This is a genomic window from Herbaspirillum sp. Her2, from assembly GCF_057961375.1.
Genome location: NZ_CM176331.1, coordinates 2,643,209 through 2,667,039, shown reverse-complemented (window position 1 = coordinate 2,667,039; position 23,831 = coordinate 2,643,209). Strand labels below are relative to the sequence as shown.

General features: G+C 63.2%; 22 protein-coding genes and 1 pseudogene. 15 read left to right on the top strand and 8 right to left on the bottom strand.

Features of this window, described 5'->3' with window-relative positions; genetic code table 11:
- Positions 1 to 307: 307 nt before the first annotated feature.
- Positions 308 to 1,099: a transporter substrate-binding domain-containing protein gene (locus ACWHXP_RS12175; protein ID WP_134134890.1), complete on the top strand. Its 792-nt coding sequence runs from the start codon at positions 308 to 310 to the stop codon at positions 1,097 to 1,099.
- A 49-nt stretch (positions 1,100 to 1,148) separates the two neighbouring features.
- Here the strand turns inward: ACWHXP_RS12175 and ACWHXP_RS12170 are convergent, their stop codons facing one another.
- A complete protein-coding gene (locus ACWHXP_RS12170) occupies positions 1,149 to 1,946 on the bottom strand; it encodes a transporter substrate-binding domain-containing protein (RefSeq protein ID WP_034339564.1) in 798 nt (265 codons plus the stop codon).
- Positions 1,947 to 2,321: 375 nt separating this feature from the next.
- Here ACWHXP_RS12170 and ACWHXP_RS12165 point away from each other — a divergent pair, with 375 nt between their 5' ends.
- Positions 2,322 to 2,669, top strand: coding sequence for a HigA family addiction module antitoxin (locus tag ACWHXP_RS12165; RefSeq protein ID WP_489633761.1), 348 nt, complete (start codon positions 2,322 to 2,324; stop codon positions 2,667 to 2,669).
- Positions 2,670 to 2,699: 30 nt separating this feature from the next.
- On the opposite strand, the gene ACWHXP_RS12160 is transcribed toward ACWHXP_RS12165, so the two are convergent.
- The 4 genes from ACWHXP_RS12160 to ACWHXP_RS12145 form a co-directional block, all read right to left on the bottom strand.
- Entirely contained in the window at positions 2,700 to 3,491 is a 792-nt protein-coding gene (locus ACWHXP_RS12160; RefSeq protein WP_100245605.1) for a MetQ/NlpA family ABC transporter substrate-binding protein, read from the bottom strand.
- Positions 3,492 to 3,605: 114 nt separating this feature from the next.
- Positions 3,606 to 4,304, bottom strand: a complete 699-nt coding sequence (locus tag ACWHXP_RS12155; protein ID WP_489633762.1) for a methionine ABC transporter permease — start codon at positions 4,302 to 4,304, stop codon at positions 3,606 to 3,608.
- A complete protein-coding gene (locus ACWHXP_RS12150; protein ID WP_489633763.1) occupies positions 4,301 to 5,311 on the bottom strand; it encodes a methionine ABC transporter ATP-binding protein in 1,011 nt (336 codons plus the stop codon). Before ACWHXP_RS12150 ends, ACWHXP_RS12155 begins: the two co-directional genes overlap by 4 nt.
- A 170-nt stretch (positions 5,312 to 5,481) precedes the next feature.
- The gene (locus ACWHXP_RS12145; RefSeq protein WP_489633764.1) at positions 5,482 to 6,687 is read right to left on the bottom strand and encodes an aminotransferase class V-fold PLP-dependent enzyme; all 1,206 of its coding nucleotides are present in this window, start codon (positions 6,685 to 6,687) and stop codon (positions 5,482 to 5,484) included.
- A 302-nt stretch (positions 6,688 to 6,989) separates the two neighbouring features.
- On the opposite strand from ACWHXP_RS12145, the gene ACWHXP_RS12140 reads away from it, so the two are divergent.
- From ACWHXP_RS12140 to gcvH, 11 genes are all read left to right on the top strand, one after another.
- Positions 6,990 to 7,928: a LysR family transcriptional regulator gene (locus ACWHXP_RS12140; RefSeq protein ID WP_489633765.1), complete on the top strand. Its 939-nt coding sequence runs from the start codon at positions 6,990 to 6,992 to the stop codon at positions 7,926 to 7,928.
- A gap of 135 nt (positions 7,929 to 8,063) precedes the next feature.
- Entirely contained in the window at positions 8,064 to 9,536 is a 1,473-nt protein-coding gene (locus ACWHXP_RS12135; RefSeq protein WP_489633766.1) for an NAD(P)-binding domain-containing protein, read from the top strand.
- Complete coding sequence (locus ACWHXP_RS12130; protein ID WP_039786022.1) at positions 9,533 to 10,507, top strand: ABC transporter permease; 975 nt, start codon at positions 9,533 to 9,535, stop codon at positions 10,505 to 10,507. The genes ACWHXP_RS12135 and ACWHXP_RS12130 overlap by 4 nt, the downstream gene beginning before the upstream one ends.
- Before the next feature lie 23 nt (positions 10,508 to 10,530).
- Positions 10,531 to 11,466 (top strand): ABC transporter permease, encoded by a 936-nt coding sequence (locus ACWHXP_RS12125; RefSeq protein WP_489635857.1) that lies wholly within the window; start codon positions 10,531 to 10,533, stop codon positions 11,464 to 11,466.
- Positions 11,463 to 12,455 (top strand): ABC transporter ATP-binding protein, encoded by a 993-nt coding sequence (locus ACWHXP_RS12120; RefSeq protein WP_204725207.1) that lies wholly within the window; start codon positions 11,463 to 11,465, stop codon positions 12,453 to 12,455. The genes ACWHXP_RS12125 and ACWHXP_RS12120 overlap by 4 nt, the downstream gene beginning before the upstream one ends.
- Complete coding sequence (locus ACWHXP_RS12115; protein ID WP_134134902.1) at positions 12,448 to 13,455, top strand: ABC transporter ATP-binding protein; 1,008 nt, start codon at positions 12,448 to 12,450, stop codon at positions 13,453 to 13,455. The genes ACWHXP_RS12120 and ACWHXP_RS12115 overlap by 8 nt, the downstream gene beginning before the upstream one ends.
- Before the next feature lie 100 nt (positions 13,456 to 13,555).
- Positions 13,556 to 15,142 carry an ABC transporter substrate-binding protein gene (locus ACWHXP_RS12110; RefSeq protein ID WP_276844419.1) on the top strand — a complete coding sequence of 529 codons (1,587 nt, stop codon included), beginning with the start codon at positions 13,556 to 13,558 and terminating at the stop codon, positions 15,140 to 15,142.
- 6 nt (positions 15,143 to 15,148) lie between these two features.
- Positions 15,149 to 16,480 (top strand): acyl-CoA thioesterase/bile acid-CoA:amino acid N-acyltransferase family protein, encoded by a 1,332-nt coding sequence (locus ACWHXP_RS12105; protein ID WP_489633767.1) that lies wholly within the window; start codon positions 15,149 to 15,151, stop codon positions 16,478 to 16,480.
- Positions 16,477 to 17,013, top strand: a complete 537-nt coding sequence (locus tag ACWHXP_RS12100) for a CMD domain protein (RefSeq protein WP_489633768.1) — start codon at positions 16,477 to 16,479, stop codon at positions 17,011 to 17,013. The genes ACWHXP_RS12105 and ACWHXP_RS12100 overlap by 4 nt, the downstream gene beginning before the upstream one ends.
- Entirely contained in the window at positions 17,010 to 17,615 is a 606-nt protein-coding gene (locus tag ACWHXP_RS12095; RefSeq protein WP_489633769.1) for a peroxidase-related enzyme, read from the top strand. Before ACWHXP_RS12100 ends, ACWHXP_RS12095 begins: the two co-directional genes overlap by 4 nt.
- Positions 17,616 to 17,638: 23 nt before the next feature.
- On the top strand, positions 17,639 to 18,016 hold the full coding sequence (gcvH, locus tag ACWHXP_RS12090) for a glycine cleavage system protein GcvH (RefSeq protein WP_088756633.1): 378 nt from the start codon (positions 17,639 to 17,641) through the stop codon (positions 18,014 to 18,016).
- Positions 18,017 to 18,029: 13 nt separating this feature from the next.
- Here the strand turns inward: gcvH and ssuD are convergent.
- Together ssuD and gcvA are read right to left on the bottom strand one after the other, a co-directional pair.
- Positions 18,030 to 19,159, bottom strand: a pseudogene (gene ssuD / locus ACWHXP_RS12085) (FMNH2-dependent alkanesulfonate monooxygenase).
- A gap of 1,047 nt (positions 19,160 to 20,206) precedes the next feature.
- Entirely contained in the window at positions 20,207 to 21,100 is an 894-nt protein-coding gene (gene gcvA / locus ACWHXP_RS12080) for a transcriptional regulator GcvA (RefSeq protein WP_489625113.1), read from the bottom strand.
- 76 nt (positions 21,101 to 21,176) lie between these two features.
- Here gcvA and ACWHXP_RS12075 point away from each other — a divergent pair, with 76 nt between their 5' ends.
- Positions 21,177 to 22,328, top strand: coding sequence for an MFS transporter (locus ACWHXP_RS12075; protein ID WP_489633770.1), 1,152 nt, complete (start codon positions 21,177 to 21,179; stop codon positions 22,326 to 22,328).
- A 121-nt stretch (positions 22,329 to 22,449) separates the two neighbouring features.
- Positions 22,450 to 22,605 carry a hypothetical protein gene (locus ACWHXP_RS12070; protein ID WP_166675049.1) on the top strand — a complete coding sequence of 52 codons (156 nt, stop codon included), beginning with the start codon at positions 22,450 to 22,452 and terminating at the stop codon, positions 22,603 to 22,605.
- A 12-nt stretch (positions 22,606 to 22,617) separates the two neighbouring features.
- Here ACWHXP_RS12070 and epsC read toward each other — a convergent pair whose 3' ends face one another.
- Positions 22,618 to 23,562 carry a serine O-acetyltransferase EpsC gene (gene epsC, locus ACWHXP_RS12065; protein ID WP_051156496.1) on the bottom strand — a complete coding sequence of 315 codons (945 nt, stop codon included), beginning with the start codon at positions 23,560 to 23,562 and terminating at the stop codon, positions 22,618 to 22,620.
- Positions 23,563 to 23,831 lie beyond the last annotated feature (269 nt).

Here is a 23,831-nt window from a genome sequence, read left to right as displayed (position 1 = left end):
GCGCATTGGGGGGGCATGCAGACCTCGCATGCTTGTTTTCGGAAACCTTATAACTTGATGCAGTACGCTGACTGATATCCGGAGCGATATCAAAGTTCCGGGGCAGAGTCCGGTCATGGAAATGATTTACACCAGCCCCCGGCGGCTGGCATGCTCCTTGCAGAGTCCGGATGGCATGCTGGCGGTCCTGCTCCTGAGCAACGGCCCCGGAATGCGCGCACAGTCAATCGCGTGATTTTCTAAGTGTTTGTACGCTGCCCCGTTTTTGCACGCCACGTCCGACATCCACGACAACAAGGGAACCCTCATGAAGTTCGTCAAGACCATCCTCGCCCTGGCCGCTCTGGCCACCCTCACCGGTACCGCCTGTGCCGACAACCTGGCTGACATCCAGAAAGCCGGTGTGGTCAAGATCGGTGTGCCGCAGGACTTTGCGCCCTATGGCTCGGTCACGTCCGACCTGCAGCTGCAGGGCCTGGACATCGATGTGGCCAAGCTGGTGGCCAAGGGGCTGGGCGTGAAGGCCGAGCTGGTGCCGGTACCGATCTCCAGCCGCATGGCTTTCCTGCAGACGCACAAGATCGATCTCATCATTTCCACGCTGGGCAAGAATGCCGAGCGCGAAAAGGTGATCGATTTCTCGCAGGGCTATGCGCCCTACAACAACAGCGTCTTCGGCGTGGCCGCGATCAAGGTTGCCGGCCCGGCCGACCTGGCCAACCAGACTGTCGGGGTCGCCCGCTCCACCTTCGAGGACCTGATGCTGACCGACAGCGTGCCCAAGAGCACGGTCATCAAGCGCTATGAAGACAACAATGGCCTGATCTCGGCCTATGTCTCGGGCCAGGTGCAGATCGTTGGTACGGGCGACTTCGTGGCCTATGCGCTGGCGGAGAAGACCCCCAACAACAAGCCGCTGCTGAAGTACATCATCAACGTCTCGACCTGCTATGTGGGCATGAACAAGGGAGAGCCGGCGCTCATGGCCAAGGTCAACGAAGCGCTGACCGCCTCCAAGAAGAGCGGGGAGCTCAACGGCATCGTCAAGAAGTGGCTCAACGTGCCGCTGCCGGAGAAGATGGCGACCACTTACCAGTAAGCAGTCATCCCTCAGTGAACGGCCCGCATCGAAGTGCGGGCCGTTTTGCTTACTGGAAGGTAGTGGCCATTTTGGCGGGTAAGGGGACGTTCAGCCATTTCTGCACGATGGCATTGAGTTCGCCGCTTTTCTTGGCTGCCGTGAGGACCTCATTGACCTTGCCGAGCAGGGCGGCTTCGCCCTTGTTGAGTCCGACGCTGCAGCTCGATTCATTGATGATGTACTTGAGCACGGGCTTGTTGCCCGGTGCCTTCTCCGCCAGTGCATAGGCGACGAAATCGCCCGTGCCGACCAGTTGCACCTGGCCGGAGACATAGGCCGAGATCATGGCATTGTTGTCCTCGTAGCGTTTGATGGTGGCGCTCTTCGGGGCGGTATCGGTGAGCTGCAGATCCTGGAAGGTGCCACGTGCCACGCCCACGGTCTTGCCTGCCAGATCGGCCGGACCGCTTACCTGTACCGAGGCCACCCCGAAGACGCTGTTGTTGTAGGGCGCATAGGATTGCGAGAAATCGATCACCTTTTCGCGCTCGGCGTTCTTGCCGAGGGTGGAGATGACCAGATCAGCCTTGTGCGTCTGCAGGTAGGCGATGCGGTTGGCGCTGGCCACCGGCACCAGCTGCACCTTGACGCCCATCTTCTGCGCGATCAGCTTGGCCACGTCGATATCCAGCCCTTGCAGCTGCAGGTCGGAGGTCACCGAACCGAAGGGGGCGAAGTCCTGCGGCACGGCGATGCGCACCGTGCCCGCCTTCTGGATATCGGCCAGTGCATCCGCCTGCGCGACTTGGGTGGACAGGCCCAGCAGGGCCAGCGAGACGGCGAGCACCGGTTTGGCAAATTTCATGTGATCCCTTTCGTTGAATGGACTGTATCGTGCCGGGCGGGTTTGCAATGACCATGCCAGCAGGCGTGCGGCTACTGAGAAGACTGACGATGGTCGAGCGTGCACGCGGGCTGCATGGATGCGGGCGATGCTGATCCGGCATGGCGTCATGCCGATCGGGACTGGCTGATGGCGGGGCGGGGAGGGGCGATCTTGGGGCGGGGGTTCACCAAGTTTGCGCCTGTCTCAGTGAGTGATAAGTCGTGAGACGAGCGCTCCAGGTTTTTCGATGACCGCACGGTGATCAAGCCTGCTTGAAGTGGTGACGGTAGAAGTGATGTTAAAAATCCGGACTCTGATACGGAATCGTTAACCCACGTCATTCACATCGCTGCCATGAACAACATACTTGAAGAGATTCATCCCGGCGAAATCCTGATGGAGGAATTCATCGAGCCAATGCAACTGGATAGGGTGCAGCTCGCTGCGCATCTCGGTATCACCGCAACACATCTGGAAGACCTGGTGCAAGGCCGGGCCGAGAGCACGGAGGAAATCGCCCGTCAGCTGGGCGCGTTTTTCGATATCGATCCGCAATTCTGGTGGAACCTCGCATTGAATTACGCCGACAGAGTTCGAAAAAAAGCCACGGATCACTCCGTGGCTTGCAGTAAAACACACCGGCCTGGCGCTATGCACGCTTCTGCGGTGGTCCCGGCGCTGCGGGACACACCGGCGGTGTGACAGGGAGACGGTGCAGTCTGCCCGAGTGCATCAGAAGGCCGGAACGACTGCGCCCTTGTACTTCTCTTCGATGAACTTCTTCACGTCCGGGGTATTCAAGGCGGCGGCCAGCTTCTTGATGGCGGCGCTGTCCTTGTTGTCTTCACGCGCCACCAGCAGGTTGGCATAGGGCGAGTTCGCATCTTCGATGAACAGCGAATCCTTGACCGGGTTCAGCTTGGCTTCCAGCGCATAGTTGGTGTTGATCAGGGCGACGTCGACCTGGTTCAGCACGCGCGGCAGGGTGGCCGCTTCCAGGGCGCGGAACTTCAGCTTCTTGGGGTTTTCCACGATGTCCTTCTGGGTCGAGGAAATGTTGGAGCTGTCCTTGAGCTTGATCAGGCCATTGCGGGCCAGCAGCAGCAGGGCACGGCCCGAGTTGGACGGATCATTGGGGATGGCGATGGTGGCACCGTCAGGAATGTCGGCGACCTTCTTGAACTTCTGCGAGTAGGCGGCGAAGGGCTCGACGTGGACCTTGGCTACCGGCACTTCGATGTCGTTCTTGTGGCTCTTCTTGAACTGGTCCAGATAGGGCTGGTGCAGGAAGAAGTTGCCATCGACCTGCTTCTCGTTGGTCTGCGCGGCCGGCTGGATGTAGTCGGTGAAGACCTTGACCTGCAGTTCAATGCCTTCCTTGGCCAGGGCCGGCTTGATGTGTTCCAGGATCTCGGCATGCGGCACGGGTGTGGCGGCAATCACCAGCTTGTCGGCGGCGTGGGCGCCAACGCTGAAGGCCAGGGCGGCACCGGCCACCAGGTGAGGGATCAGTTTGCGGATCATGGTTCTCTCCATTCTTTTGTAATGACTATTGATTGAACGTCGGTTGACGTGGTGTGGGAGCGCCCCTCGTGGGGATCGCACCCGGAAAAACATGGACTGCCGTTCGTTACTGCCTTACTTGCGGGTGAAGCGCAGCACCAGGCGGTCGCCAAAGAACTGCAGCAACTGCACCAGCACCACCAGGATGGCCACCGTGACCACCATCACTTCGGTCTGGAAGCGCTGGTAGCCATAGCGAATGGCCAGGTCGCCCAGGCCGCCGCCACCGATCACGCCCGACATCGCGGCATACGACATCAGGGTGATCGCGGTGATGGTCACCGCCGCCAGCAAGCCCGGCAGGGCTTCGGGCAAAAGCGCGCCAAAAATGATCTGACGCCGCCGCGCCCCCATGGCGGTACAGGCTTCGAGAATGCCGCGGTCGATTTCGCGCAGCACGCTTTCGGTCAGGCGGGCAAAGAAGGGGGCCGTACCGATCACCAGCGGCGGAATGGCGCCGGTCACGCCCAGCGAGGTGCCCACCAGCCACAGCGTGAAGGGGATCAGCAGGATCAGCAAAATCAGGAAGGGCACCGAGCGCAGCACGTTGACCACCAGCGACAGCACCCAGTACAGCCCACGTTGTTCCAGCAACTGGCCGCGGTTGGTCAGGAACAGCAGGATGCCCAGCGGCAGTCCCAGCAAGACCGTGAAGAACAGCGAGCCGCCAGTCATGGCGAGGGTTTCCACGGTGGCGTAGCCGACCTCGCTCCAGTCGATGACCGACAGGTCGATCTGGCCCGCCAGGGCAGACAGGGAAGACAGCGCGCTCATGCCAGCACCTCATGATCGATGCCGGAGTCACGCAAGCGCGCCAGGACTTGTGCGACGGCTTCGTCACCGCCGGAGAATTCGACCAGCAATTGCCCGTAGGGCATGTCCTTGATGCGCGAGACGGTGCCGCGCACGATGGTGGCCAGCGCGGTGGTCGCCGCCGTCAGTTGCGACAGGATGGGTTGTGCCGCCACTTCACCAGCATAGGTCAGGCGCACCAGCGCGCCATCAGGGCGGCGCTGGTAGAGCGTATCGCTGGCATCCCAGGCGTGGCTTTCGGCCAGCAGCGAACGCGTCACGGCATGCTGCGGGCGCAGGAAGATGTCGACCACGCGGCCCTGTTCGGCCACCGCGCCCTGGTCCAGCACGGCGACGCGGTCGCAGATGCTGCGGATGACTTCCATCTCGTGCGTGATCAGCACGATGGTCAGGCCCAGCTTGCGGTTGATGTCCAGCAGCAGGCGCAGGATGGACTGGGTGGTCTCCGGGTCCAGCGCCGAGGTGGCTTCGTCGCACAGCAGCAGGCGCGGCGAGTTGGCCAGTGCCCGGGCGATGCCCACGCGCTGCTTCTGGCCGCCCGACAATTGCGTCGGATACTGGTCGCGGTGTGCGTCCAGGCCCACCAGCGCCAGCAGTTCAGTCACGCGCGCGGCGCGCTGCTCGCGCGTGTAGCGGCCGGTAATCTTGAGGGGCCAGTCGATGTTCTGCGCCACCGTCTTGGCGTTGAGCAGGTTGAAATGCTGGAAGATCATGCCCACGCGCTGGCGCAGGCCGAGCAGGGCTTCATGGCCCAGGCCGGTGATGTCTTCGCCGTCGATGAGGACGCGCCCGCTGTCGGGGCGTTCGAGGACGTTGAGGGTGCGGATCAGGGTACTCTTGCCGGCGCCGGAGCGGCCGATGATGCCGAAGATCTCTCCCTGGGCGATGTCCAGGTTGATGTCCTGCAGCGCGATGATGTCGCGCTGGCCGGCACGGTAAGTCTTGTGGAGTTGCTCGATGCGAATCACGTTGGTCAGTTCTAAGGAAACGGCCCCGAGTCTAACCGGGCGTGACCCACGTGAGAACTTATAAAAAGTTCTTAGCTTATGAGAGAAAAAGCTAGTTGAAACCTAACAATCGGGAATGACGGGGCTGGCGCACACCTTGTCTGAAAACTAAGCTCGCCGCCCCATCCGATTCAATGCGCCGCCAGCAATTCCGTCTCGACCTCATGCGCCAGCACCTGCCGCACGGTGGCCACGACGTAATCGATCTCGGCCTCGGTCGTGCCGCGCCCCAGCGAAAAACGCACGGCATTGCGTGCCACGTCGGGCGAACGGCCGATGGCCAGCAGCACGAAGGAGGGCGCGGAAGCCGCCGAATTGCAGGCTGAACCGGCCGACACCGCAATGCCCAGCAACTGGCTGCCCAGCGTGCCGTAGCGCGTGGGCGGGAAGCTCACGTTGAGGTTGTGCGGCACGCGCGCCTCGGCGCTGCCATTCAACTGCACGCCCGGCAGGTCCGCCAGGCCGGACCAGAGCCGGTCACGCAGGGCGCGGATGCGGCGTCCTTCTTCTTCCAGCAAGTCGCCGGCCAGGGCAAAGGCTTCGCCCATGCCCACGATCTGGTGCGTGGCCAGGGTGCCGGAGCGCATGCCGTTCTCATGGCCGCCGCCGTCGATCTGGGCTTCCAGCTTCAGTGCCGGATTGTGCCGTACATACAGCGCGCCTATGCCCTTGGGACCATAGACCTTGTGCGCCGAGAAGGACATCAGGTCGACCTTCAGCTGCTGCAGGTCGATGGCGATCTTGCCGGCCGCCTGCACCGCATCGACGTGAAAGACCACACCGTGCCCGGCACACAGTTCACCCAGCTCGGCAATGGGCTGTATCACGCCGATCTCGTTGTTGACATACATCACCGAGGCCAGCAGCGTGTCCGGACGCAATGCCGCACGGAACTGGGCCGGCGTGATGAGGCCATCGGCACCGGGCTGCAGGTAGGTGACCTCGAAGCCGGACTTTTCCAGCGTATGCATGGTGTCCAGCACGGCCTTGTGCTCGGTGGCCACCGTGATGAGGTGCTTGCCGCGCCCCTGCGCGCGCAGCGCGTGGGCACAGCCTTTCAGGGCGAGGTTGTTGGATTCGGTCGCGCCCGAGGTCCAGATGATTTCATCGGGGCGGGCACCGACCAGGCCGGCCACCTGGGAACGCGCCTTGTCCACCGCGCGCCGTGCTTCCCAGCCAAAGGGATGGGAGCTGCTGGCCGCATTGCCGAATTTCTCGGTGAGGAAGTCGCACATGACACGCGCCACGTGCGGATCGACCGGCGTGGTAGCGCCATAGTCCAGGTAGATGGGGAAGCGAATATCGGCCGGCGGGCGACAGGGAGCAGGGGCGTTCATGACGGTGTTCCGGAGAGTCCAGAGGGTTCCAATTGAGCAGGGTGGCCTGAGGCCGGTATCTACAGTAACGCCGGTTACCTTATTTGGAAAACGACTTTGCGCTCATTTGTATATACGATTTTCGAAAATTGCCCGCAGGCATCCCGATCGGCCAGGCCGCAAGACAGGAGGGCAGCGGGATTCCCGGTCACATGCCACCTCCTACATTTGCTTATACAAAATTATTATACTGAAATAGAATACAAGCAAACCTATAATTCGAAAATCATATGCAAGGACCTTGATCAAGGAATGCGATTTCGATGGATCTGAATCAGCTGGAGGCATTTGCGGCCGTAATGACCCTGGGGAGCGTGACCGGTGCCGGCCGCAGCCTGGGCCGTTCGCAGCCCGCCGTCAGCAAGGCCATCGGCGAACTGGAGGCCGAGCTGGGCTACGCCCTGTTCGACCGCAACGGTCCGCGCGTCACGCCCACGGCCAAGGCCTTCCTGCTCTATGAGGAAGTGGAGCGCTCACTGGTGGGCCTGCGCAGCATCCGCGAACGGGCGCAGGAAATCGCCCGTGAAGAAGTCCATCCGGTCCATCTGGTCGCCACCCCCGCGCTGGCCTCCACCATCGCCCCGGCGGCCCTGCAATTGCTGGCCGCCGACAAGGAGCGCGCCTTTCCTGAACACGTCCATTTGCGCAGCGCCTCGGCCGAGCAGGTCGTGCATGCGGTCCTGCATCGCACCGTCAGCCTGGGGCTGACCTCGCTGCCGGTGGCCCATCGCGGGCTGGATCTGCACTGGATCGGCGAAGCGCCCTGCGTGGCGGTGGTGCGCGCCGACCATCCGCTGGCGGGCAAGGACAAGCTCACCCGCGCCGCCTTGCGCGGCCAGCGCGTCATCACCATGTCCAACCGCTATCGCCTGCGCCAGCGCGTGGAGATCGCATTGGGCGAGGACAGCCAGCTCGATGTCGCCATCGATACCAACACCTCCTTCAATGCCATCATGGCGGCCCGCGCCGGGCTGGGCGTGGCGTTGGTGGAACCGGCCACGGCCTATGGCATGCCCATCGAGGGCATGGTGGTCAAGCGGCTGGCGATGGAGATTCCGTTTTATTTTGGCGTGGTCACGCCCTATGGCAAGCCGGTCGAGGGCGTCACGCAACGCCTGATCGATGCCGTGGAAAAGGCCGCCCGCAGCACCTTGCAGGGCTTCGTCAAGCGCGATGCCAGCCTGCATGATGAATTGTTGTAAATGATTTCGCAGTAGCAGTGTAGTAAAACCCAAGCAAGCAGCGTCAACCGGGAAGGGCGTTGCATCACAAAACCCGAATCGAGACGATCGCTGGCCTGTGCCGGCGACGTCTCTTCATGCTTTTGACGAGGCACTATGCACGACACCGAACCGACCCTGATCTCCGTTGCCCCCCCGCAAGGACTGGCCGCCCTGGAGGCGCGCGTACGCCAGGACCTGCAATGGCTGGCGCTGCCCGGCAAGTCCTGGATCCCGGCCACCCTGCGCGACGGCGTGCCGGTGATCGACGTGGCCATCATCGGTGGCGGCCAGGCCGGCATGGCCGCTTCGGTGGCGCTGTCGCACCTGGGCATTCCCAATGTGATCTATGACCAGTCGCCCAAGGACTTCGAAGGCCCCTGGGCCACCACTGCGCGCATGGAAACCCTGCGTTCCCCCAAGACCCTGACCGGCCCGGCGCTGGGCTTCCCGGCGCTGACCTTCCGCGCCTGGTTCGAGGCCCAGTTCGGGCTGGACGCCTGGGAAGCGCTGGACAAGATCCCGCGCCTGCAATGGATGGAGTACCTGCGCTGGTTCCGCCGCGTCATGCAGCTCGATATCCGTAACGAGCACCGCGTGCTGGCCGTGCAGCCGCGCGCCGACGGCATCGTGGCACTGCAGCTGCAATCGCCTGCGGGTACTTCGACCGTGCTGGCGCGCCGCGTGGTGGTGGCCACCGGCCGCGACGGCCTGGGTGGTGCCTTCCTGCCGCCGCTGGCGGCGCAACTGCCACGTGACCGCTGGGCGCATTCTTCCGACCTGTTCGACTACGCCAGTCTGAAGGGCAAGCGCGTTGGCGTGATCGGCGGTGGCGCGTCGGCCATGGACAGCGCCGCGACCGCGCTGGAAGAGGGGGCCGCACGCGTGGACCTGCTGATCCGACGCAAGGACCTGCCGCGCATCAACAAGGGCAAAGGGGCGGGTAGCCCCGGCCTGGTCAACGGCCATCTGCACCTGCCGGACGAATGGAAATGGCGCATCCGCCATTACGTCAACGCCCAGCAAGTGCCGCCGCCCTCGGGCAGCACGCGCCGGGTCTCGCGCTTTGCCAATGCCCGCTTCCTGCTGGGTACGGCGATCGAATCCGTTGAGGTCAAGCCGGATGGGACGCTGTTGCTGCAGACCAATCGTGGTCCGCTGGAACTGGATTTCCTGTTCTTCTCCACCGGTTTCAAGATCGACTGGAGCCTGCGCAGCGAGTTCAAGGACATCGCCCCGCACGTCCTCAACTGGAGCGACCGTTACACCCCGCCTGCCGGTGAGGAAGACCAGGAGCTGGCCGACTCGCCCTACCTGGGTCCGGTGTTCGAGTTCCAGCAGAAGACGCCGGGCAGCCTGCCGGGGCTGGAGCGTGTGCACTGCTTCTGCTATCCGGCCGCTGCCAGCCATGGCACGGTCTCCGGCGACATCCCGGCCATCAGTGATGGAGCCTACCGCCTGGCGCAGGGCATTGCCGCGCTGATGTACAGCGAGGACATCGACTACCATTACCGCAACATCCAGGCCTATGAAGAACCGGAACTGGAAGGCGACGAGTGGACCGAATCCCCGTGGGAGCTGCCCGCATGAGTGGGGCCATCGCAAAGAGCGTGCTGCAGGCGCTGATGGTGGTGCTGTTGATGACGGTGATCGTCTTCTTCGGCCTGCACATGATCGGCAACCCGGTCGATATCCTGATCGGCCAGGACGTGGACCAGGTGGACCGCCTGCGCATCATCAAGGAACTGGGCCTGGACCAGCCGGTGTGGCGCCAGTACCTGGCCTTCCTCAATGGCGCGCTGCACGGCAACCTGGGCAACAGTTTCGTCTACAACACGCCGGCCATCCTGCTGATCTTCCAGCGCCTGCCGGCTACGCTGGAACTGGCTGTGGCCGCATTGCTGCTGGCCCTGGCAGTGGGCGTGCCGCTGGGGCTGTTTGCTGGCATGAAGCCGGATCATCCCTTCTCGCGCTTGGTGATGACCACCAGCATCTTCGGTTTTTCGCTGCCGACCTTCTGGATCGGGCTGATGCTGATCATGGCCTTCTCTGTCACGCTGGGCTGGCTGCCTTCGGGCGGACGCGGCCAGACTGCCGAACTGTTCGGCGTGCAATGGTCGTGGCTGACCGCTGATGGCTGGCGGCACATGATCCTCCCGGCCATCAACCTGTCGTTGTTCAAGATCTCGCTGGTGATTCGCCTCACCCGCGCCAATGTGCGTGAGGTGCTGCCGATGGACTACGTGAAGTTCGCGCGTGCCAAGGGCTTGTCGCCGGCACGCGTGGTACTGATGTACGTGCTGCGCAATACGCTCATTCCGCTGGTGACCGTGGTCGGGCTGGAATTCGGCTCTACCATTGCCTTTGCGGTGGTTACCGAAAGCATCTTTGCCTGGCCCGGTGCGGGCAAGCTGATCCTGGACAGCATCAATGCGCTGGATCGTCCGGTCATCGTGGCTTACCTGATGGTGATCGTCTGCATGTTCGTCACCATCAACCTGGTGGTGGATGTGCTCTACAAATTGCTGGATCCGCGCGTGCGGGTGGAGGCCCGTGCATGAGCGCGCCGCAAACTGAAGTGACCATGACGCAAGAACAGGTGCGCGCCCGCGTGGCCGAACTGTCGGCCTTCCAGGCCCCGCCCCGCGAGTCTCCTTGGCGGCGCGTGATGCGCCATTTCGTGGCCTCGCGTTCGGCCATGCTGGGGCTGGTGATCGTGCTGCTGCTCATCGTCGGTGCCATTGCCGCACCGTGGATCACGCCGCAGAATCCCTATGACCTGATGCAGCTGGATGTGCTCGATGCGCGCCTGCATCCGGGTACACCCAATGGCGCCGGGACATTTACGTATTGGCTCGGCACCGATGGCCAGGGCCGCGACCTGGTCTCGGCCATTCTTTACGGCTTGCGCATCAGCGTGGGCATCGGTGTGGGCTCGGCCCTGATCGCGGGCGTGATCGGCACGCTCATCGGCTTGCTCGCCGCGTATGCGGGCGGCAAGGTCGATACGGTGCTCATGCGCTTTGCCGACCTGGTGCTGTCCTTCCCCTCCATCCTGGTGGCGATGCTGATCCTGGCCTACGTCGGCAAGGGCATCTTCAACGTGATGGCCACGCTGGTGGTACTGGAGTGGGCGTATTACGCGCGCACTGCGCGCGGCCAGGCGCTGGTGGAACGGCGCAAGGAATACGTGGAAGCCGCAAGAGGACTGAACCTGTCGTCCTGGCGCATCATGGTGCGCCACATCCTGCCCAACTGCCTGCCGCCGCTGATCGTCATCGGCACCCTGCAGGTGGCGCGCGCCATCACGCTGGAAGCGACGCTGTCCTTCCTCGGCCTGGGCGTGCCCATCACCGAACCCTCGCTGGGCCTGCTCATCTCCAATGGTTACCAATACATGCTCTCGGGCGAATACTGGATCAGCTTCTATCCCGGCATCACGCTGCTGGTCGTGATCGTGGCCATCAACCTGGTCGGCGACCGCCTGCGCGACATCCTCAATCCACGGTGGCAGAAATGAGCGCGCTCACACTTGAAGTGCGCAACCTGCGCACGCATTTCTTCACGCCCGAAGGCGTGCTGCCGGCGGTCGATGACGTCTCGCTGTCGGTCGGCCGTGGCCGCATTCTGGGTCTCGTGGGCGAATCCGGATCGGGCAAGAGCGTGACCGGATTTTCCATCCTCGGCATGGTCGATGCGCCGGGCCGCATCGTCGGCGGCGAGATCCTGTTCCAGGGGCGCGACCTGGTCAGCATGGACAAGACGTCCCTGCGCGAACTGCAGGGCAACCGCATCGCCATGATCTTCCAGGACCCGATGATGACCCTGAATCCGGTCCTGAAGGTGGAAGCGCAGATGGTCGATGCCGTGCTGGCGCACAGCAAGGTCAGCGGCCAGCAGGCGCGCGAACTGGCGCGCGATACCTTGGGCATGATGGGCATCGCCAGTCCGGAAGAGCGGCTGCAGGCCTATCCGCATCAACTCTCGGGCGGCATGCGCCAGCGCGTGGCCATTGCCATCGCGATGCTGCACAAGCCCGACCTCATCATCGCCGATGAACCGACCACGGCACTGGATGTGACCATCCAGGCGCAGATCCTGTCGGAAGTGCAGAAGCTGGCGCGCCAGCATGGCACGGCGCTGATCTGGATCACGCACGATCTGTCGGTGGTGGCCGGACTGGCCGATGAAGTGGCGGTGATGTATGCCGGGCGCATCGTCGAGCAGGGCAGTGTGGATGCGGTGCTCGATGCGCCGCTGCACCCCTACACGCAAGGCCTGATCGGCAGCCTTCCCAGCAACAACCGGCGCGGTGCGCGGCTGCGCCAGATTCCCGGGATGACGCCCAACTTGCTGCACCTGCCGCCGACCTGCGCCTTTGCTGCACGCTGCGAGCGCCTTTCCCAGCAGTGCCTGGTGGCCCCGGCGATCAGCGAACCGCTGCCGGCGCACCGGGTGCGCTGCTATCACCCGACCCCGAGCACACAGAGCAACGAGCACCATGGATAAGGCCGTCATTCCCCTGATCGAAACCCGTGCCGTCAGCCGTCGCTTCGGCGAGCGCCGCCAGGGCTGGCTGGAACGCCAGTTGCAGGCGCGCGGCTGGAGCCGCCCGCCGGCCGTCACCCATGCGCTGGACCAGGTGGACCTGAAGGTCTTGCCGGGTGAAGTGGTGGGGCTGGTCGGTGAATCCGGCTGCGGCAAGTCCACGCTGGGCCGGGTGGCCTGCGGCCTGCTCGATCCTTCCGATGGCCAGGTGCTGGTCAACGGCCGCGACCGCGCCAGCCTCAGCAGCAAGGAAGAAGCCGAGGCCCGGCTGCAGGTGCAAATGATTTTCCAGAATCCCTATGCCAGCCTGAATCCGCGTTTGCGCATCGACCAGATCGTGGGCGAAGCGGCACAAGTGAACGGAAAGGTCGAGGGTGACCTCGACGCCTACGTCTGCCAGCAGTTGTTGCGCGCCGGTCTCGATCCGGCCCTGCGCGACCGTTATCCGCACCAGTTTTCCGGCGGCCAGCGCCAGCGCATCGGCATTGCGCGCGCACTCGCGGTGCAGCCGCAGATGCTGGTGTGCGACGAAGCCGTGGCGGCGCTGGATGTGTCGATCCAGGCGCAGATCCTCAATCTCTTCATGGATCTGCGCGAGCAACTGGGCCTGACCTATCTTTTCATCAGCCATGACCTGGGCGTGGTGGAGCACGTGTCGGACCGCGTGGTCATCATGTACCTGGGCCGGGTGGTGGAGAGTGCGCCGGTGGGCGAACTGTTCGGCCAGCCCAATCACCCCTATACGCAGGCGCTGCTGGCCGAGGTGCCCCGCATGGGCGCGCGCAAGAAGGAATTCACCGCCATCAAGGGCGAGATCCCCAGTCCGCTGAACCCGCCGACCGGCTGCCACTTCAACCCGCGCTGTCCGCATGCCACGCAGCGCTGCCGTGAAGAGCAGCCGCTGTTGCGCGAGATCGCGCCGGGGCACATGAGTGCCTGCCATCTCAATGATGGCCGCTGAGATGATGTGAACCGATAGAAACGACAGAAACGAAGAACCGAGCAGTCAAGAACTTGGCACCCCCGCAGTGCTTCCACCCTGATCACAGAGGAACCCGACCATGAAGAAAACTCTCCTGACCCGCCTGCTGGCCGTCGCCCTGACCGGTGCCGCGCTGGCTGCCGCTGCCGATGCCGCGCACGCGCAGAACCTCAACATCGCCTTTGCCGATCCGCTTTCGTCGCTGGATCCGCAGTTGAACAACCACGCCGGCGACCGTTCGGTGGACCTGCATTTTTGGGACCTGCTGGTCCAGAACGATTACAACAAGCTGGTCCCCGGCCTGGCCGTGAGCTGGAAGAACATCGACCCCAAGACCTGGGAATTCAAGCTGCGCCCCAACGTCAAGTGGCAGGACGGCAAGCCCTTCACCGCTGACGATGTGATCTTCTCCTACCAGCGCGCCCGTGCCGTACCGGGCAGCGTGGCCACCTTCGCCGGCTACCTGCGCACGGTGGAATCGGTCACTGCCAAGGATCCGCTGACCCTGGTCATCAAGACCAACATCCCCAACCCGGACCTGCCGCTGAACCTGGCCTCGGTGCATATCGTCAGCAAGCACGTGGGCGAGAAGTCCACCACCGAGAACTACAACAGCGGCGCGGCCGTGGTCGGTACCGGTCCCTACAAGTTCGTCTCCTACACCCCGGGCGACCGGGTGGTGATGCAGCGTAACGACAACTACTGGAACGGCAAGCCGCTGTGGGAAAAGGTCAACTACCGCTACATCAACAATGGCGCAGCCCGTACCGCCGCGCTGCTGTCGGGCGACGTGGACGTGATCGACAAGGTGTCGGTGTCCGACCTGGCCAAGCTCAAGCAGTCGCCCAACGTCAAGGTCTACCCCTACAACGGCCTGCGCGTGCTGCTGATCCAGCCGAGTTTCCATGAAGGCCCCAGCCCCTTCATCACCGACAACAACGGCAAGCCGTTGGAGAAGAATCCGCTCCTGGATGTGCGCGTGCGCCGCGCCATGTCGCTGGCCATCAACCGCAAGGCCCTGATCGACCGCATCCTGCAGGGTGCGGCCACCGAAGCGAACCAGTGGATGCCGGCCGATACCTTCGGCTACAACCCGGAGATCAAGAACATTCCCTTCGACGCCGCGCAAGCCAAGAAGCTGCTGGCCGAGGCCGGTTTCCCGGAAGGTTTCAAGCTGACGCTGCACGTGCCCAACGATCGCTATCCGCAAGCACCGGAAACCATGCAGGCCGTGGCGCAGTTCTGGACCCGCATCGGCATCAAGACTCAGGTCGAAGTGCTGCCGTGGGCCTCCTACTCCTCGCGTGCCAACAAGAACGAGTTTGCCGTTTCGGTACTGGCCTGGGGTAATGGCACTGGCGAAGCCAGTTACGCGCTGGTCAACGTGCTGGGCACGGTTGATCCCAAGAAGGGTATCGGCGCTTCCAACTGGAACCACTACAGCAGCCCGGCCGTGGACAAGGCCCTGGCCGATTCGACCGCCGAGTTCGATGCTGCCAAGCGTGAGGCCATCCTGCGTGGCGCGGCCAAGACCGTCTCGGATGAGGTTGGCGTGATCCCTCTGTACCACTACCAGAACATCTGGGCCGCCAAGAAGGGCCTGAAGGTCACCCCCATCAGCAGCGACCGCACCACCGCCATGATGGTGACCCAGGACAAGAAGTAAAAGGCCATGCCCAACTTCTCCATCGAGGTCAGCCCGGCTGACGACCTGATCGACGTACCCCGCCGCATCATCGTGCGGGGTGCGCATCCGGGCGAGCCGGTGCGCATCTCTTCCTCCACCCTGCGCAACGGCGCGGAGTGGCGCAGTACGGCGTGCTACATCGCCGATGCCTATGGCCACGTTGACGTGAGCATGAACCCGGCCATCGATGGCGATTACTACGGCATCGATCCCATGGGCTTGTTGTGGTCGCAGAAGCCGGTGCAAGCCGGCCGCCGCGACAACTTCCACGCCGATGTCATGGCACCGCTGGTGACCACGCTGACGGTCTCTTCGCTGGACCAGCCGGGCCTGGCGCCGTGCGCGCCGGCCAGTACCGAACTGGTACAGCGGCTGGCCGCTGCCGGGGTGACCCGGCGCGAGGTGCGGGAAGAGGGGCTGGTCGGTACGCTGTTCCTGCCGGCCACTCCGGGACCGCATCCGGCGGTGATGATCCTCAACGGGTCCGGTGGCGGCATCAACGAACCGCGTGCGGCGCTGTTTGCCTCGCGCGGGGTGGCCGCGTTTGCGCTGGCGTATTTCAAGGCGCCGGGCCTGTCGGATTACATTTCCAATACACCGCTGGAGTATTTCGAACGCGGACTGGACTGGCTGCGTGCCGAGGTAAAGCCGCTGCACGATTTCGTCGCCATCAGTGGCCAGTCGCGCGGTGGCGAGCTGGTGCTGCTGCTGGGGGCGACCTTTCCGCAGAAGGTGTCGGCGGTGCTGGCCACTGTGCCCAGTGCGCTGGTACACAGCGGCCAGAATGCGGCCGATCCTGCCGTGGGACGCGAAGGCCCGACCTGGCTGCTGCGCGGCCAGCCCTTGCCGCATCAATGGCAGGACAACCGCAGCGCCAGCTGGGTACCGTTTGACGAAGGCCCGGCACCGCATCGCCATGAACTGGCCATGCTGACTGCCTTGCAGGACGAGGAAGCGGTGGCGCGCGCCCGCATTCCGGTGGAGAAGATCGCCGGACCGGTGCTGTTGCTGTCGGCCACCGATGATGGCTCCTGGCCTTCCAGCCTGTATTGTGCGATGGTCAAGGACAAGCTGGCGGAAGTGTCTCACCCGTGGCCGGTGGTATGGCGCAACTATGCGCATGCCGGCCATTCGATCCTGTTCCCCTTCGTCCCGACCACGCAGACCACGTATGCGCATCCGGTCTCGGGGCGCATCAGTACCGGTGGCGGCGAACCCGCCGCCAATGCCCGCGCCGATCTCGACGCCTGGCAGCAGGCGCAGCACTTCCTGCGCGACGCGCTGGCCAGGCATTCATCCACAAAGGAAAACGCATGAGTACCCCCGTCTACGACATCAGCAAGGATGTCATCGACCAGCTGGCCGGCCTGGCCGCTGGCAGCCCCCTGCACGGCCTGCGCCATCAGCGCGACAAGGTGGCCGTGGCTTCGCAGGGCAGCTATGACACGCTGTTCGGCCCGGCCCTGGAAGGCATCGGCCTGGATGAGCGCCTGCTGGTGGCGCTCTACGCTTGCCGCCTGGCAGGTGCCACCGACCTGGCCGCGCATTACCGTGCCCGTGCAGAAGCGGTACCGGCCGATGCTGCGCAACTGGCGGCGGCTGACAGCGGTGAGCCCGAGCAATTACCGGAGGGTCGTCTGCGCGCCATGCTGGTCTTCACGCGCGCGCTGACGCAGCGCCCGGTGGAAGGCGACAAGGCTGCGATCGAAAAGCTGCCGGCCGCGGGCATCAGCACGCCGGCGGTGGTGGCGCTGTCGCAGCTGATCGCTTTCGTGTCCTATCAATTGCGCGTGGTCGCGGGTCTGAAGGCCATGCGTGCTGCGGCGGTCCAACAAGGAGAGTCGGCATGAGCGAGATCATCAAGGCCAACGGTTTTACCAACGAGACCCTGGAATGGGATGCCTGGCTGGACGTGATCCAGCTGGACGCGGCCAGCGAAGACCAGGTCAAGGTGCTGGAAGAAAGCCATCCCAAGGCCAAAACCTCGGACTACTACCTGTTCCTGGCGCACCAGCCCGATATCCTGCGCCAGCGTTCGGCGGCCTTCAACGCCATCATGTATGCGCCGGGTGGGCTCTCGCGTGCGGAGCGCGAATTGGGTTCGCTGGTGGTCTCGCGCATCAATGGCTGCGTGTATTGCGCTTCCGTTCATGCGCAGCGTTTCGAGCAGCTGGCCAAGCGTAACGATACGGTGCGCCAGGTGTTCGATACGCCTTACGGTGCCGGTGTGGATGCGCGCGAGCAGGCCATTGCCAAGTTCTCGGCCGAGCTGACCGAGACGCCGGGCGAGATCGGGGCGGGGCAGATCAAGGCCCTCTATGACGTGGGCTTGAGTGAACTGGAAGTGCTGGACCTGATTCACTCGGTGGCCATCTTTGCCTGGGCCAATCGCTTGATGCTCAATCTGGGCGAGCCGGTGTTTGCCGATGGCAGCCAGGCTGAGGCCAAGTAAATTATTTCCATGAGGAGACAGTGATGCACATTCCGGATCATCTGGTCTATGCCGAGACCCATGAGTGGGTCAAGCTTGAAGACGATGGCACGCTGACCATCGGCATTACCGATTTCGGCCAGGAGCAGTTGGGGCCGCTGGTGTATGTCGATATGCCGGCTGTAGGCAAGGTGTTGGCCAAGGGGGCCGAGTCGGGTATCGTCGAATCCAACAAGACGGCGTCGGATTTGCATGCGCCTGTTGATGGCGAGGTGATCGCCATCAACGAGCTGCTGGTGGAGACGCCTGACGCCATCAATGGCGCGCCGTATGAGCAATGGATCTTCAAGCTCAAGCCAGCCGCGCCATTTTCGGTTGAAGGCTTTCTTGATGCGGCGGGTTACATCAAGCTGATTTCCTGACGCGCTCCTGCGTTCAGGAAGCCGATGCGGCGGCGCGGATATCGAAGGCGCCGCCGGTTTTGGGCGCGGTCACGCAAGGTGACCGCGTTCTTGCCCAGCAGGGGGAAGACCAGTTCGGCAAAGCGTATCGCTTCTTCCAGGTGCGGGTAGCCGGAGAGGACGAAGGTGTCCACGCCCAGGTCCGCATATTCCTGCAGGCGTTCGGCGACGGTGGCCGCATCGCCCACCAGCGAGGTGCCGGCGCCGCCGCGTACCAGTCCCACGCCGGCCCACAGGTTGGGGGCGATTTCCAGTTTGTCGCGGCGGCCGCCGTGCAGGGCGGCCATTCTTTGTTGTCCTACTGAATCCATCTTGGCGTAGTTCTGCTGGGCGCGGGCAATGTCTTCGTCGGTGAGTTTGCTGATGAGGCGTTCGGCGTCGGCCCAGGCTTCGGCCGTGGTTTCGCGCACGATGGCATGCAGACGCACGCCGAATCTGACGGTGCGGCCTTGCTTGGCGGCGCGTTCGCGTACGTCTTCGATCTTCTGTTTGACGGCGGCGGGTGGCTCGCCCCCAGGTCAGGTAGGCGTCCACATGCTTGGCGGCGAGGTCGTGCGCAGCAGGGGAGGAGCCGCCGAAATACAGCGGCGGGTAGGGCTGTTGTATCGCCGGATGGAACAGCTGGCCGTTGCGGATGCGGAAGTGCTTGCCTTCGTAGTTGACGGTCTCACCCTGCAGCAGTTTGCGCCAGATGGTGAGGTATTCGTCAGTAGCTTCGTAGCGTTCGTCATGTTTCAGGAAGACACCGTCGGCTTCCAGTTCCGTGGCATCTCCTCCTGGAACCACATTGAGCAGGAGGCGGCCGTTCAGGGCCTGGTCCAGTGTTGCGGCTTGTCTTGCCGACGGGCCCGGGCCGCCCAGTGAGGTCCTCAGCGCTACCAGCAGCTTGATGCGCCGGGTCACCGGGACCAGGCTGGCAGCCACTACCCATGGGTCCAGGCAGGACGCTCCCGTCGGGATCAGCAATCCATCGTATCCCAGCGCTTCACTGGTCACCGCGATCTGGCGCATGTAGTCCAGCGTGGGGGCTCGGCCGAAATCGGATTTGCCCAGGTAACGTGTGTCGCCCGACGTGGGGAGGAACCAAAAGAGTTCTAATGACATGCCAGAGTTTCCTTTTGCATTTTTCGCTTTGGCGTTATTAGAGCGCTCTGTTCTCTTTGTGGCTAAGAATGTTTTCTTCTTTCCTTAGTTGGTTTTTGGTTTTGTTGTCTTGGTTGGGTGCTTTTCTGGTTTTTTGGTATGGGGTAGTCTGCACGGATTGCTTTCCTGCGCTCTAGCTTAATTCTTATCTCTCTCCGGTCGGAAGGACGCGCCGGGGGGCGGCCCGGCAGCCGCTCACTTTTCTTGTCTCGCCAAGAAAAGTAAGCAAAAGAAGGCGACCCCAAAGAGCCAGCCCTCCTTCGGAGGGTCCCCGCCGCAGCGGAGCGAAAAGTGGGAAGGATAGAGTCGCTTCGCTCCGACTATCCTTCTGATCCACTTTTCGCTCCGCTGCGGCGGCTGGCTCTATGGGGACAGCCGACACGGGCTCGCCTTCGGCCTCGCCGCGTCTCCGACTCGCCTTCGGCTTTGGGTTGGCTCGCCTGCGGCATCGACCTTTTGTTCGTTTCCACTCCCGCTCTGGGTTTTGGGTTTTTCCTTTTTTGTTCTTTTTTTTCTTTGTTTCTTTGTTTTTTTGTTTTTTTGTTTTTTGTTTAAATAATTTCCGTCCGTTCGTCCTGAGTAGTCGCGCAGCGACGTATCGAAGGCTAAAAAAACGCCAAGGCAAAGCCGGAGGCGAGTAGGAGGGGGTGCGAGGCCGAAGGCGAGCCGTCTCAGTCGTCCGCATCTGCGCCGCCGCTTCAGTACCCAATAAAACGGATCAGAAAAATAACCGGAGCGAAGCGACTTTATTTTTCCCGTTTTATTGGGTACTGAAGCGGGGACCCTCCGAAGGAGGGCGGCGGAGTTGCGGTCGCCTTCTTTTGCTTACTTTTCTTGGCGAGACAAGAAAAGTGAGCGGCTGCCGGCAGAAGCAGTGCTTCTGCCCCCCGGCGCGTTCTTCCGACCGGAGAGAGAAAATAATTAAGCTAGAGCGCAGGAAAGATTTCCGTGCAGACTACCCCATACCAAAAAACCAGAAAAGCACGCAGCCAAGACCAAAAACAAAAATCAACCACCGATCAAAGCCCCGCGATATTCCCCAAGCCATTTGGCAAACAATTGCGCCTCAGCTCCTGCCTGCAAGCTGATCCCGAGGTAGTAGGGTGCGAGGTTCAAGCGCAGATCAGGGAAGGGACAAACCAGCCGCCCCGAGCGCAGATCGTTATCCGCAAGTGATACGGGCGACAAGGCCACCCCCAGCCCATCCATGACCGCCTGCAATACAAAATGCACGTGATCGAAATGCAGCATTGCCTGGGAACGTGAGCGTTTCAAACCGGCCAGCTTGCGCCAGTCCTCCCAGTCATTGCGCCGACTGCGCGACACCAGCACCGTATGCCGCGCCAACTGCGACACGTCCTCCAGCGGCATGGATTGCAGCAGCGCAGGAGAAGCCACCAGCACCAGCTCATCCTCCATGAACCGCTGCACCTTCAGGGTCTCAGGCCAATTGGTCTCTCCCCGCCGGATCGCGATATCAAACGAAGAGCCCGCCTTGCCCACGGTCGCCGTACTGGTCACCACCTGGGGCGCAATCCCCGGATACCGCTCCACGAAATCGGACAGATGCGGAATCAGCCAGCGCACCGCAAAGGACGGCCGCACATTGATGACCACCGTGCGCGTAGGCGCATCCCGCATCACCCGCCGCGCCGCATTGGCGAGAATATCGAGCGCCGGACTGGCCTCCTCGAAGAACTGCCGCCCACGCTCGGTCAGCAACACCTGCCGCGTACGCCGCTCGAACAAGGGCATGCCGAGATAATCTTCAAGGTTCTTGATCTGGCGACTGATCGCGCCATGTGTGACATTGAGCTCCTGCGCCGCAAGCGTGAAACTCTGGTGACGGGCCGCTGCCAGAAAGGCGCGGATGGCATTGAGCGGAAGAGTGAGATCGGCCATGCGTCAAATATTATCACGCATGCCCGGAATTAATATCGTTTGTCAGCCCACCCCACGCGGCGCATCATCGGCCTCCATGACCACGCCAGACCACCGCCAGGCCGATATCGATTCGCGCCACGCCGCCATGTCGCTCTCGGCCGCCTTGCCCTGCGATATCGTCCTCTACCTGCTCCTCCCCATGTACGCCGCCCAGTTCCACGTCAGCCTCGCCGAGGCCGGCGTGCTGCTCGCGGCCAACCGGCTGGTGCGCATCGCCGGCTATCGCTGGGTCGCCAGCTTCTACGCACAACGCGGCGACCGCCCCACCTGCACCCTGGCCGTCTGCGCCGCCATCCTCTGCGCCCTCGGCTATACGGTCGCCAGCGGCTTCTGGGCCCTGCTGCCACTGCGCCTGCTGTGGGGCATGGCCTTCGCCGGACTCAACCTCTCCACCCAGGCCATGTCCACCGCCAACCCCCAAGGCGCAGCCCGCCGCTCCGGCCGTTCGCGCGGCGTGATCGCCATCGGCCCCATGCTCTGGCTGCCTGCCGCCGCACTGCTGGCCCCCCACATCGGGCCGCGCATGGTGTTCGCCCTGGTGGCGACCACCGCGCTGCTGGGCCTGCTGGCCGCACGCCGCCTGCCTCAGCACGCCTACGCACCGCCCCAGCCACGCCGCTGGAAACTGCCCAATGCCCTGGACTGCTGGTCCTTCCTCGAAGGGCTGACCCTGGATGGCCTCTTCATCGTCGGCCTGGCCTACATGAGCAAGCAATCCTTCGGCGCTGATGGCGAACTGGTGGCGGGGGTATTGATGGCGCTGCGCTACGCGGGGGAAATCGTCCTCAGCCCACTGGGCGGATGGCTGGCCGAGCGCTTCGGTGCGGTCAAGGTACTGGTGACGCTGTCACTGGCCACCTGCGTGGCGCTGGTCGGTTTCGGCGGGGGATTGCTGTGGTTGTTCGCCGGGCTGATCGTGATCCTGCGGGCTCTGCAACTGCCGCTGCTGGCCCCCATCGTTGCGGCACGCACGCCACCGGCGCAGCGTGTGCATGCGCTGGCTGGACGGGCGATCTGGCGTGATATCGGCGCAGGCATGGGGCCGATGCTGGCCGGCCTGCTGCTGCCGGTGATGTCATCCCTGTGGCTCTACAGCCTCGCGGCCTCGGCCCTGGCGCTGGCAGCCATCGCCTGCGGACGCCAGCCGGTACCCGTGCCGCCAGCGTCCCTCTCCGGTCAGCCCTGAGCAGGGCGGGGCGCGCTTTATGCGGTGAACAGATATCGATCTGGCCATTGCTTCGTTCACAGCAGCACGCAGCTTGACTAGCATGGCCCTGATCCCTTCCTTGCCGGACTCAGGAGCCTCCATGAACGATCACCACATCTACCAGGAACTCGGCCACTTCGCGACTGAACCGCTGCTGCCCGCCGAAGGCCGTGCCATCGGCGCTGCCTTCGTCATTGGCCTGTCCGTGCTGGGTGCGCTGTATTTCCTCCAGCACTGGCTGGGCGCAGCTGTCTGAACGAGCGGCTGGTCAGGGCTGGCGGCAGTCGCTCAGCATCTCCGCCTGCGAGATGTTGCTGCCCGCCGGCACGCTGTGCGTGAGCCACACGTTGCCGCCAATGACCGAACCTCGCCCGATGGTGATGCGGCCCAGCAGCGTTGCGCCCGCATAGACCACCACGTCATCCTCGACGATGGGATGGCGTGCAATCCCCTTGACCAATGAACCGTCCGGCTCCTGCGGAAAACGCTTGGCACCCAGCGTCACGGCCTGGTACAGGCGTACGTTGCGGCCAATGATGGTGGTCTCGCCGATCACCACCCCGGTGCCGTGATCGATGAAGAAACTCGGCCCGATCTGCGCCGCCGGATGGATGTCGATGCCGGTGGCCGAATGCGCGATGTCGGCAATCAGCCGCGCCAGCAGCGGTGCTCCCAGCTGATGCAGGGCATGCGCCAGGCGATGATAGATGATCGCCGTTGTGCCGGGATAGCACAGCAAAATCTCCGAAATGCTCGACGCCGCCGGGTCACCGTGATACGCCGCCTGGATGTCGCTGACCAGGATGTCGCGCACGCCCGGCAACTGGTGCGCGAAGTCGCGCGTGATGGCCGTGGCACGTTCCCGCAGCAGACCATCCTCTTCCACATCGCTGCTGAAATACAGACTGCGCCGCACCTGCTCGCGCAGGATGGACAACGCAGCATTCAACTGGCTTCCAACGAAATAATCGATGGTCTCATCGGATAAATCGGTGTGCCCGTAATGCGTGGGGAACAAGGCGGCCTGCAGATGCTGCAACAGCTTCTGCATGGCTTCCCGCGAGGGGAGTTCGCGGATCTCGCCGCGGTAGCGGATCTTGTTGGTGACTTCGCGCGAGGTACGCAGGCCAGCGACGACGGCGGACAAGCCCAGGCTCGCAGACTCGACCGAGTCAGCCAGCGCGTTCAGTTCGGGGATGTGAGTAGGTTCCATGCCCGCATGCTATCAAAAATGCGGACGAGGTGCCGGGCAGGGCAGGGAAGCCATCGAAGAGAAAAACCAGGCGGGGAAATATGCGAAGAGAGATTCGCGGTGCCCAGTTCTATCTGAAAAGTGGCACCGCTGTTGAATCTGCTCTGGTCATGGACTGTACCCGCGAATGAAGGTTCCTGCAAAGTATCATTGCGCATATCCTCATGCGCATTTGATCTGCCGCAAATCCGCACCACGCTTGCCTGGCCAGCCGACGCCGTGAGACTTGA